The sequence below is a fragment of the Flavobacterium sp. genome (assembly GCF_024305175.1).
Lineage (GTDB): Bacteria > Bacteroidota > Bacteroidia > Flavobacteriales > Flavobacteriaceae > Flavobacterium.
Map to the genome: position 1 here is coordinate 1 of NZ_JAMWYY010000088.1, position 10421 is coordinate 10421.

General features: G+C 38.3%; 11 protein-coding genes and 1 tRNA gene. 7 read left to right on the forward strand and 5 right to left on the reverse strand.

Annotated features, from left to right (window positions below; genetic code table 11):
* Positions 1–440: 440 nt before the first annotated feature.
* Positions 441–677: a DUF2007 domain-containing protein gene (locus Q0K96_RS14365; RefSeq protein ID WP_297334673.1), complete on the reverse strand. Its 237-nt coding sequence runs from the start codon at positions 675–677 to the stop codon at positions 441–443.
* A gap of 142 nt (positions 678–819) precedes the next feature.
* Between Q0K96_RS14365 and rnr the strand changes: the two genes are divergently transcribed.
* From rnr to Q0K96_RS14380, 3 genes are all read left to right on the forward strand, one after another.
* Positions 820–3003, forward strand: coding sequence for a ribonuclease R (gene rnr, locus Q0K96_RS14370; RefSeq protein ID WP_297334674.1), 2184 nt, complete (start codon positions 820–822; stop codon positions 3001–3003).
* 45 nt (positions 3004–3048) lie between these two features.
* Positions 3049–3720 carry a head GIN domain-containing protein gene (locus Q0K96_RS14375; RefSeq protein ID WP_297334675.1) on the forward strand — a complete coding sequence of 224 codons (672 nt, stop codon included), beginning with the start codon at positions 3049–3051 and terminating at the stop codon, positions 3718–3720.
* A gap of 62 nt (positions 3721–3782) precedes the next feature.
* Entirely contained in the window at positions 3783–4463 is a 681-nt protein-coding gene (locus Q0K96_RS14380; protein WP_297334676.1) for a LysE family transporter, read from the forward strand.
* Between the two features lie 39 nt (positions 4464–4502).
* Here the strand turns inward: Q0K96_RS14380 and Q0K96_RS14385 are convergent.
* Positions 4503–4573: transfer RNA gene (locus Q0K96_RS14385), tRNA-Cys, on the reverse strand.
* 74 nt (positions 4574–4647) lie between these two features.
* On the reverse strand, positions 4648–5007 hold the full coding sequence (gene folB / locus Q0K96_RS14390; RefSeq protein WP_297334677.1) for a dihydroneopterin aldolase: 360 nt from the start codon (positions 5005–5007) through the stop codon (positions 4648–4650).
* Between the two features lie 128 nt (positions 5008–5135).
* Between folB and Q0K96_RS14395 the strand changes: the two genes are divergently transcribed.
* From Q0K96_RS14395 to Q0K96_RS14410, 4 genes are all read left to right on the forward strand, one after another.
* The gene (locus Q0K96_RS14395) at positions 5136–6821 is read left to right on the forward strand and encodes a glutamine--tRNA ligase/YqeY domain fusion protein (protein ID WP_297334678.1); all 1686 of its coding nucleotides are present in this window, start codon (positions 5136–5138) and stop codon (positions 6819–6821) included.
* A 307-nt stretch (positions 6822–7128) separates the two neighbouring features.
* Positions 7129–7500 carry a YtxH domain-containing protein gene (locus Q0K96_RS14400; RefSeq protein WP_297334679.1) on the forward strand — a complete coding sequence of 124 codons (372 nt, stop codon included), beginning with the start codon at positions 7129–7131 and terminating at the stop codon, positions 7498–7500.
* Positions 7501–7511: 11 nt separating this feature from the next.
* Complete coding sequence (locus Q0K96_RS14405) at positions 7512–7865, forward strand: competence protein (protein WP_297334680.1); 354 nt, start codon at positions 7512–7514, stop codon at positions 7863–7865.
* A gap of 2 nt (positions 7866–7867) precedes the next feature.
* Positions 7868–8104, forward strand: a complete 237-nt coding sequence (locus tag Q0K96_RS14410; RefSeq protein WP_297334681.1) for a DUF6327 family protein — start codon at positions 7868–7870, stop codon at positions 8102–8104.
* 32 nt (positions 8105–8136) lie between these two features.
* Here Q0K96_RS14410 and Q0K96_RS14415 read toward each other — a convergent pair whose 3' ends face one another.
* A complete protein-coding gene (locus Q0K96_RS14415; RefSeq protein ID WP_297334682.1) occupies positions 8137–9072 on the reverse strand; it encodes an SPFH domain-containing protein in 936 nt (311 codons plus the stop codon).
* Between the two features lie 202 nt (positions 9073–9274).
* A complete protein-coding gene (locus Q0K96_RS14420; RefSeq protein WP_297334683.1) occupies positions 9275–10255 on the reverse strand; it encodes an SPFH domain-containing protein in 981 nt (326 codons plus the stop codon).
* Positions 10256–10421: the final 166 nt, after the last annotated feature.

Here is a 10421-nt window from a genome sequence, read left to right on the forward strand (position 1 = left end):
GTGTTTATACAATATTTGTTGATAAATCGTCAGTTAAAAATTGAAAGTTTTTTAGGTTACTTAACAATTTTTTTACATACAGGAATACAATTCAATTTTGCAAGCATAGTTATTATTATTTTAAAAATAGTTATCAGCGGTATGCTCATGGTTATTAACAGAAATTAACAAGTAGAGTTTTCAATACTTTTAAGTGCAAACTTACTATTAACAGTTGTTGATAATTTAGTTTGGAAAATTTAAAGTGGTATACCTTTCAGCACTTTACATTAAGTTAACATTGTTAATTGTTTTGGATAACTAAGTGTAACTGTAAAATCAATAGGCAGTAAAAAAAGTTTTACCTGTTTTCAACAAGCTATAATAACCATCATAAAATTTAATTTTTTAAAAAATCTTTTTATTTGTTTTTAAACAGTGTTGAAAACATTTTGCCAGTGTTAAACAATTTTAAGGTGGTTATCCGAAAGATCTTTCAGTATGGCAGTAACGGCGTCTAAATCGTTTGGGTGTACCTTAAGCTTTATTCCGCCAAGGGCGAAAGAGTAAAAAGGCACTATGCCTGTCATGGTTTCGTTTTCAAAGTAAAAAGATATACCCGCCCCGGTGAGCAGGTGTTTTAGTATAGTAATTTCGTGCGGGTAGTTAAAAACGGCTGCGGTTACAAAATCTTTCATTTGCAGGATGTTATTGTTTATAAAGATACTGAATTTAGTGTTTTTTGTAATTCAATTCTTAAAACAAAACGTTATTATTTCTTTAAAGCCTCTGTTAAATGACATATATATTGTAATTTTCAGCGATATTATATTAAAATTTATGAGTAAGAAAAACGGAAAACCGAAGGTGAAGAATGAAAAAGATTTTTCTCGCCAGATATATAAGATATTGTCTAAAGACCCCAATAAATCTTTTAATTACAAGCAGGTATCTGCAGTGCTGGAACTTAATGATACCAAGAGCCGCAACGATATTATTAAAGAACTGAAGTACCTGGCCTCTAAAGAAAAAATAGAAGAGGTAGAGCGTGGCAAGTACCGCGTAATAGCAAAAGCCGATTACGTAGAAGGCACTATAGACATGACAAGCCGAAAGACTGCTTATTTTGTGTCGCCTGAGCTGGAAGATGATGTTTTTATACCAACCAATAATCTTAACAAAGCCCTTGATGGTGATAAGGTTAAAGTGTACATATACAACCGCAGGAAGGGCAGGAGGCCTGAAGGAGAGGTTGTTGAAATTATAGAACGATCCAAGACTGATTTTGTTGGTGTTATAGACATACAAAAGAATTTCGCGTTTGTAAGCACAGCCAACCCTAAAATGTACACCGATATTTTTATCCCGAAGGATAAGATTGGCAATGCCGAAAATGGTGATGTGGTACTGGTTAAGATTGAGGACTGGCCTGCTAAAGCCGACAGCCCGTTTGGCGAGGTAACAAGGGTACTGGGAAGGCCGGGAGAACATGATACCGAGATACACGCCATTCTTGCCGAATATGGGCTGCCGTATGATTTCCCGATTGATGTTGAAGCATTTGCACAAAAGCTGGATACCGAAATTCATGAAGATGAAATTGCCCGCAGAAGGGATATGCGTGATGTACTTACCTTTACCATAGACCCCCGTGATGCTAAGGATTTTGATGATGCTTTATCATTCAAAAAGCTGGAGAACGGTAATTATGAAATAGGCATACACATTGCCGATGTATCACACTATGTGCAGGAAGGCACCATACTGGATGAAGAAGCTTACAACAGGGCAACATCGGTTTACCTGGTGGACAGGGTAGTGCCAATGCTCCCTGAAGTACTGTCTAATTTTGCTTGTTCATTAAGGCCACATGAAGAAAAATATACTTTTTCGGCACTATTTGAGCTTACAGAAGGTGCAGAGGTTAAAAATTCATGGTTTGGACGCACTGTAATCTATTCAGACCAGCGTTTTGCCTATGATGAGGCCCAGCATATCATCGAAACACAAAGTGCCACCATACCGGCTGAAACATCGCTTACAGGCGACGATTATACGGTTAGCCATGATATAAGGGATGCAGTACTTAAACTGGATGCCCTCGCTAAGATTATGCGCCGTAAAAGAATGGCAAATGGTGCTATTTCTTTTGATAAGGTTGAAGTAAAATTCAACCTGAATGAAAAAGCCGAACCGGTTGGGGTTTACTTTAAGGAATCTAAAGATGCCAACCACCTTATTGAGGAATTCATGCTATTGGCAAACAGAAAGGTAGCCGAGTTTATTGGCAAACAAAATAAAACGTTTATTTACCGGATTCACGATGAACCGGACTTAGACAAACTGATGAACCTGCAAACCGTTATCTCTAAATTTGGTTACAGCTTAAATTTCAAGACAAAAGATTCTATTTCAAAATCGCTGAACAAGCTGATGCAGGATGCTCACGGCACCAAAGAGCAGAATATGGTAGATACGCTGGCTATCAGGAGTATGAGCAAAGCCAAATATTCTGTAAACAACATTGGGCACTATGGCCTTGCTTTTGATTATTACTCGCATTTTACATCGCCCATACGCCGTTACCCCGATGTTATGGCACACAGATTGCTGCAGCATTATTTAGACGGTGGCAAATCGGTTAATGATGAGGATTACGAAATAAAATGCGGCCACTGTTCTGACATGGAAAACCTTGCTACCAATGCAGAACGCGACAGTATTAAGTATATGCAGGTTAAATACATGCTCGACCATAAGGATGAAGAGTTCCTTGGGGTTATATCAGGTGTTACAGAATGGGGTATTTATGTAGAGATCATCTCGAATAAGTGTGAAGGAATGTGCCGCATAAGGGAAATAAAAGATGACTACTACACCTTTGATGAAAAACAATATGCCCTTGTGGGCCAGGTAACGCATAACCTGCTGCAGTTGGGCGATGAGGTTTATGTAAAGGTAAAAAATGCCGACCTGGTTAAAAAACAGCTCGATTTCCAGTTGTTAGGAAAAAAAGAGCAGTAGTGTAACATTTGCACCAATAAAGTGTCTTTTAAGTAAAAAATAATAATGAAAAAAGTATTCTTTATTGCCTTGTTCATGGCATCACAGGCAGGATGGGCACAGGAAATAACACGTAATCTGGGCGATTTCAGTACTATCAGGGTATTCGACCAGATTAATGTTACCCTTGTTGCCTCAGATGAAAATAAAATTGTAATTAAAGGCAGCAAGGCAAACGAGGTAGAGCTGGTTACAAAGAATGACGAGCTTAAAATAAGGATGGATATAGACAATCTTCTTGAAGGAGAGGATGTTGAAGCAACTGTTTACTACAAGAAAATTTATGTTGTAGAAGCAAGCGAAGGTTCTTTTGTAGGCTCTGCGGATGTATTTAAAGCAACAGCTTTTGAAGTAAGCGCAAAAGAAGGCGCTATTGTTAAGCTGAAGCTTGATGTGCAGAAACTTACTTTAAAAGTATCATCTGGCGGTATGGCTGAACTTAACGGCATAGCACAAAACCATGATGCCATTGTTTTGGCAGGCGGTATTTTAAAGGCAAAAGAACTTGTTACAGCACAAACAGATGTTACTGTTAATGCCGGTGGAGAGGCCACTATATATGCTACTGACTTTGCAAAGGCAAAAACCAGGGCAGGGGGTAAAATAGATATTTACGGCTCACCAAAACAGACTGATGAGCAAACGGTGCTTGGTGGAACCATCAACCTTCATAACTAATCCGGGTTTTTGTAGCTTTAAAAATTAAAATGTTATCTTGCAGTTTCAATAGAAGATACTGAATGATTGACGATATTCTTGCGGCTATACCCCTGGGATTTTTCCTCAGTTTTATGCCGGGTGCCGTTTTTTTTGTGTTACTGGAAACCAGCGTTATAAAAGGATTCAGGGCTGCCTTAGCTTTTGATATTGGAGTAGTACTTGCCGATATTGCTTTTATTTGTCTTGCCTATTTTAGTAGTTACAGGCTCATACAGAGCATTAAAGATGAACCTGCGCTGTTTGTATTCGGCGGTATAATACTGCTAACCTACGGGCTTATTTCTTTTATCAAGCAAAAGCGCAGTTCGCGTAACGAGCTGGTAAATCAAAACTCTAAAGAGATACTTAAAAAAGATTACCTGAGCCTTTTTATAAAAGGCTTTGTGCTCAACTTCATCAATGTGGGAGTGCTTGGCTTCTGGCTGGCCATCATTATAACCATTGGCCCGCAGCTTGATATGGAAAAGAGCAGGATGCTTACCTTTTTTGCCTCTGTATTAGGCGGTTATTTCCTTACGGATATAGGCAAGATACTGTTGGCAAAACAGCTAAGGAGCAAACTTACTTCGCGTAATATTATAAAGATTAAAAAAGTAATAAGTATAATACTGATGGTGTTTGGCCTTGTACTCCTGGCACAGGGCTGGGCGCCTTCTGAAGAGCGCAATTATGTTATAGACAGGCTGGAGAACCAGGACTAAATAAAAAAAGCTGTTACAAACGTAACAGCTTTTTTGTTGAGGCATCGAGCGGATTCGAACCGCTGTACGAGGTTTTGCAGACCTCTGCCTAGCCACTCGGCCACGATGCCCTTTTGATGTGGATGGCAAATTTACATATATTTTATTCTAACGCAAGAAAAATACTTAAAATTTGCCAATTTTATCATGTTCGGAATTCTTCAATCTGTACTGTTACGGCTGCCACATCGCCACCAATAGGCGGGTTTAGTTTAGAAACCGCTATCATTATCCTTGATACTGAAGCTATTTCTGTAAATATGCGGGCTATTATACGTTCTGCCACATGCTCCAGCAGTTTAGAGCGTATTGCCATTTCTTCCTTTACAATTGCATTAAGGTGCACATAATCTACGGTATCGGCAAGCTCATCGGTATGCCTTGCTTTGCGTAGGTCGGTCTTTACTTCAAGGTTTACCAGGTAATCAGAACCAATTTTAGCTTCTTCATCAAGGCATCCGTGGTAAGAAAAAGTACGGATGTTTTCAAGGCGGATAATTCCCATATTTCAAATTTAAATAGTATTGTAAAAATAAGCATTTATCAGCTACAATCCGTTTGTTTAATTCTGTAAAAGCAGCCTTTTGTTTGCTTTTTTAAATAACTTTGCAGCTTTGTAATACAACCCATTATATGTCTAAAGAAGAAAGATCGCTTAATTTTATAGAGCTTATAATAGAAGAAGACCTGGCTAAAGGCATGAAGCGTGATGATTTACGCTTTCGTTTCCCGCCCGAGCCTAACGGTTACCTGCATATTGGCCATGCCAGTTCTATATGCCTTAATTTTGGTTTGGGGCTTAGGTACAACGCGCCGGTAAACCTGCGTTTTGATGATACCAACCCGGCAAAAGAAGAGCAGGAGTATGTAGATGCCATTAAACGTGATGTAGAGTGGCTTGGCTTTAAATGGGCAGAAGAGCGTTATGCATCTGATTATTTTCAGGAACTGTATGACTGGGCCGAAATGTTTATAGAACGCGGCCTTGCTTATGTAGACAGCCAGACTAGCGAACAGATGGCACAGCAAAAAGGCACACCAACACAGCCCGGTACAGAAAGCCCGTACCGTAACAGGCCAGTTGCCGAAAACCTGGAGCTTTTCAGGAAAATGAAAAACGGTGAGCTACCGGAAGGCAGCCATGTATTGCGTGCCAAAATAGACATGACATCGAGCAATATGCTGATGCGCGACCCTATTATGTACCGCATACTGCACAAGCACCACCACCGCACCGGCGATAAATGGCATATATACCCAATGTATGACTGGGCACATGGCGAAAGTGATTATATAGAAAGCATATCGCATTCACTTTGTACGCTTGAATTTGCAATGCACAGGGAACTTTATGACTGGTTTCTTAACCAGATATATACCGAAGGCAAAATGCGCCCTAAACAGCGCGAATTTGCCCGCAGGAACCTTAGCCATACTGTAGTGAGCAAACGTAAGTTATTACAGCTCGTGCAGGAAGGCCATGTAAAAGGGTGGGACGACCCGCGTATGTCTACCATATCGGGCTTAAGGAGAAGGGGCTATACACCTGCTTCTATACGCAATTTTGCCGATACTATTGGTATTGCAAAGCGCACCAACCTTATAGATGTTTCGTTGCTTGAGTTTTGCGTGAGGGAAGACCTTAACAAAGTAGCCCCGCGCGTTATGGCAGTACTCGATCCTGTAAAACTGATAATAGACAATTACCCGGAAGGGCAGGAGGAGTGGCTGGATGCCGAGAACAACCCCGAAGATGAAAATGCAGGGTTTAGGAAAGTACCTTTTAGCAGGGAGCTGTATATAGAGCGTGATGACTTTATGGAGAATGCCAACAGTAAGTATTTTCGCCTTACACTGGGTAAAGAGGTACGCCTTAAAAATGCCTATATTATAAAAGGGGAGAGTGTGGTTAAAGATGAAAACGGTAATATTACCGAAATTCATGCTACCTATGATCCTGATTCTAAGAGTGGAAGCGGTACCGAAGCCAGCCTTCGGAAGATTAAAGGTACTATTCACTGGGTATCTTTAAACCATGCTTTAGAAGCCGAGGTGCGTGTTTATGACAGGCTGTTTACCCTCGAAAACCCCGACGGTGATAAAGATGTAGATTTTAAGAGTTACATTAACCCTGATTCGCTAAACGTGATTACAGGCTATTTAGAGCCAAGCCTTGAAAATGCCAAAGCAGGAGAGAACTACCAGTTTCAGCGTTTGGGTTATTTTTGTGTAGACCCTGATACCTCACCTCAAAAACTGGTTTTCAACAAAACGGTTGGCCTTCGTGATACCTGGGCAAAAATAGAAAGTAAAGAATAAACTATTATAATCATAACTTATGAAACCACTGTGCAAACAGTGGTTTTTCTTATTATTTACAAATCCTGACAATTACATTTGAAACGATAGATAATTGCTATTAAAACCAGCTTTATTATTTTCGATATAAAGCGATTTAATTTTTCAGGCATATCTTTATATCAGCTTGTATGCAAAAATGCCTCATACGTGCTTATTTTATTTTAGGCATACTTTAAGCTGGAATTAACTACACCTTAACAACCCGTAAATGTTAATTTTCCTTACCTTTATATAAGAAAATTTTTAACTTTAAAATTAATTTATTATGGCTGGTAAATCAGGAACTATAGCCGCCGTACTTGCGGGTGCGGCAATAGGTGCAGCATTAGGAATTTTATTTGCACCGGATGAAGGTACAAAAACGCGTAAAAAGATTAAAGAGGGCTACGGAGCAAAACGCGATGAGCTTAAAGACAAGCTAAGCGAACTGAGCGACCAGGTTAAAAACAGGTTCTCTACCTCTAAAGAAGATCTTGAAAGCGGCTTTGACAGGCTTGTTGCCAGTGTAGAGGAAAAGAAAGATGATATTATAGATACATTGGAAAGAAAGCTTGAAGAGCTTAAATCTTCTGCTGCAAAGGTACAAACTGCAGGAAACAACAGCAGTAACACCAACAACGGTACTGCTAATAAATAATATAGCTTGATATGGCATTTGAAGAAGTAAAGGAAAACGTAGAAGATTTAAAGCAACAGGCAAAAGAACTGCTTGATGCCAACATAAGGTATTACAAGCTTTGGGGCTTTAAAATGCTTATGAAGACCAACGCCATGATATTAAAAATGATCATGCTTGGCATACTGGCTGTTTTAATACTTCTTTTCTTCTCTGTTGCCCTTGCTTTAGGTATTGGCTATGCACTTGATAACCATGCATACGGCTTTTTAATTGTAGGATGCATTTACCTGGCCTGCTTCTTTATAGTATATTCCGTTAGGGATAAGATTGTAGAAGGGCAGCTTTTAGCCCGTTTTTCAAGAATTCTTCTAAAGAAATATTAGTTATGGCTTATAAAGAATATAAAACATTTGACCAGATAAATAAAGACCTTGAGATTTATAAAATTGAAAAGGATCTTGCTTACTACAGGTTTAAAAAAGAGCTGGATGAAACTAAAGAGAGCCTGGAAATAAAAAACCTGCTTGGCGATACGCCTAAAAGGGCAATGGGTTTTGTAAATATGCTCTCAGGCCCTTTAAAAAGTGCCGCACTAACCTTTCTCTTCAAAAAGATATTTTAAATAAAAAAGGAGGCTCATTTGAGCCTCCTTTTTTATATACTGAATACGCCTATATTATTTTTATCATTTTTACCAAAGTTAACTACTTTGTAATCTGCATCATCATCAGGCTTTTCTTCTGCCTTTTTGTACGAAGCCATTATCTTTTCTATAATATCAGCATTTAATGATGCTGCAGGTTTATTTTTGGTTCCTTTTGTATTGGTAGTATCATTAAACATAAAAATAGAAGAGGCTTCCGGAGGTGATATACCTGCTTTGGATAGTGCATCTAAGCTTTCAATATAGCCTTTGGCTATTTCAATAGTGTGCTTTGCCAATCCGCGGCCTTCCAGTTTTTTCTTTTCGGCATCAGCTTCAGCTTTTGCAACAGCTATTATACGTAACAGTTCGCCTTCAAATTCTACAGCCGTTTTCTTAAGTTCGGCAGCATTAACCGCATTCATTATATTTTTAATATGCGTGTCCGGTTCTATATCGGTTGTAAGCACATTAAGTATTTCAAACCCGTTTGCCTGCATATTTTCAATTAATACCGCTTTTATTTTTTCGGCAAGCCTGTCTTTGTTTTCAAATGTATCGGCAAGGCACAGCCTGGGTATTTCAGAGCGTAGTACATCATTTATATAAGCCGTCATTTTTTGCTTAGGCCTGTAATAATTATAAGCTTCATAAACTTTATCAGGATTAATCCTGTATTGAACCGATACTGCCACATCTACAAAAAAGTTTTCCTGAGTTTTACTCTCAACTATTATATCAAATTGCTGTACTCTCATACAAAAAGTTTCAGCTACCTGGTCAATAAAAGGCAGTTTAAAGTGCAGGCCGGCCTTTTTTACAGCCCTGAATTTCCCGAAGCGTTCTATAATAATTACATTATGTTGCTTTACTGTATAAAAGCCGAAAAGCAAAATAATTATTAACGGCACTGTTGGGAACAGTGCAAAATAAAAAATTGTTTCCATAACATTAGTAAATCAAGGGAGGGGGTTAATACTTTTATTAATCAATCATAAATGTTAAATATTTGCCAAAAATACACATTATTAATATATTATGTTAAAAATTTTACTATACTTTTTTCCTATGGTGGTATCATTAAAACTTATAGTAAGTGTTTTATAATAAAAAACCCGCTAAAACAGCGGGTTTAGGTAATTTTCTGTATTATAGCTGATTACTTAAAATTTCATAATCTCCTGCCTGATTTTCTGCCTGATTGGGGAATCTTATAATTTTATGTCCGTCATTTTCGGGTTCAGCAGGAACATTCTTTGTAAATGATGATAACATACTGTTTATCATATCTTTACTATCCTGTGGTGAATTAGGCATCATGATAAGGTTTGATTTACCTTCGTTGCCTATACCTTTTAGTGTATCATAATGATGTGTAAGCATAAGCAGGGCAGAGGCTTCTGATGTCGATATACCGGCTTTACCCAAAACATCTACACTTTCCATAAGGCCCTTTGCTATTTCCCTTCTTTGGTTAGCTATACCCTGGCCTTCAAGCCTTTTGCTTTCCGCCTCGGCTGTTGCCTTAGCCAGTATGTTAATACGCAGTGCTTCAGCTTCATATTCAGCAGCCGATTTTTCAAGGTCGGCAGCATTAATGCGGTTCATCGCATTTTTAATATGCGCATCGGGTTCAATATCGGTTGTCAGCACATTTAGTATAGTGTAACCGTGCTTAGACATTTTTTCCCGTAGGATATCAGAAACCTTTGCGGCAATGGCATCTTTGCTTTCAAATGCTTCGTTTAACCTTAGTTTTGGTACTTCTGCCCTTATAACATCATATACATGAGCAATAAGTTGCTCATAAGGCTCATTAATGCAGTAGGCCTCATATATCATATCGGGGTTTATCTTAAACTGTACAGAAGCAGTTGTTACCACAAATATATTTTCTTTGGTTTTGGTTTCAACAGGTATGTCAAGCTGTTGTATTTTCAGGTTATACCTATCCGAAACTTTGTCAATTACCGGAATTTTAAAATGGAGGCCGGCATGCCTTACTGCCCTGAATTTACCAAACCGTTCTATTACAAGAGCGGTATTGTGTTTAACAGTAAAAAATCCGGAGAGAAAAACAAAAATGGTAATAGCAATGGGGGGCAGTGCATACAATAAAATGTTTTCCATGATAGTTAAGGTGTGTTTTGTTGGTTGTGATATTGGATGATAACTAAACTTCTCTAAATTGTTAAATAAAACATAAATTCCTGTTAATGGTGTACCAAAAATAGGGCTTTTGCATATATGTGCTATTATGCAAACAATTTTTTTTTGTTAATTCTAATTATTATTT

Coding starts and splice junctions, on each gene's coding strand:
- Q0K96_RS14410 (WP_297334681.1), top strand. CDS start 7,868: ATGGCTTATAAAGAATATAAAACATTTGACCAGATAAATAAAGACCTT.
- Q0K96_RS14395 (WP_297334678.1), top strand. CDS start 5,136: ATGTCTAAAGAAGAAAGATCGCTTAATTTTATAGAGCTTATAATAGAA.
- Q0K96_RS14365 (WP_297334673.1), bottom strand. CDS start 677: ATGAAAGATTTTGTAACCGCAGCCGTTTTTAACTACCCGCACGAAATT.
- folB (WP_297334677.1), bottom strand. CDS start 5,007: ATGGGAATTATCCGCCTTGAAAACATCCGTACTTTTTCTTACCACGGA.
- Q0K96_RS14375 (WP_297334675.1), top strand. CDS start 3,049: ATGAAAAAAGTATTCTTTATTGCCTTGTTCATGGCATCACAGGCAGGA.
- Q0K96_RS14405 (WP_297334680.1), top strand. CDS start 7,512: ATGGCATTTGAAGAAGTAAAGGAAAACGTAGAAGATTTAAAGCAACAG.
- Q0K96_RS14380 (WP_297334676.1), top strand. CDS start 3,783: ATGATTGACGATATTCTTGCGGCTATACCCCTGGGATTTTTCCTCAGT.
- Q0K96_RS14420 (WP_297334683.1), bottom strand. CDS start 10,255: ATGGAAAACATTTTATTGTATGCACTGCCCCCCATTGCTATTACCATT.
- Q0K96_RS14415 (WP_297334682.1), bottom strand. CDS start 9,072: ATGGAAACAATTTTTTATTTTGCACTGTTCCCAACAGTGCCGTTAATA.
- rnr (WP_297334674.1), top strand. CDS start 820: ATGAGTAAGAAAAACGGAAAACCGAAGGTGAAGAATGAAAAAGATTTT.
- Q0K96_RS14400 (WP_297334679.1), top strand. CDS start 7,129: ATGGCTGGTAAATCAGGAACTATAGCCGCCGTACTTGCGGGTGCGGCA.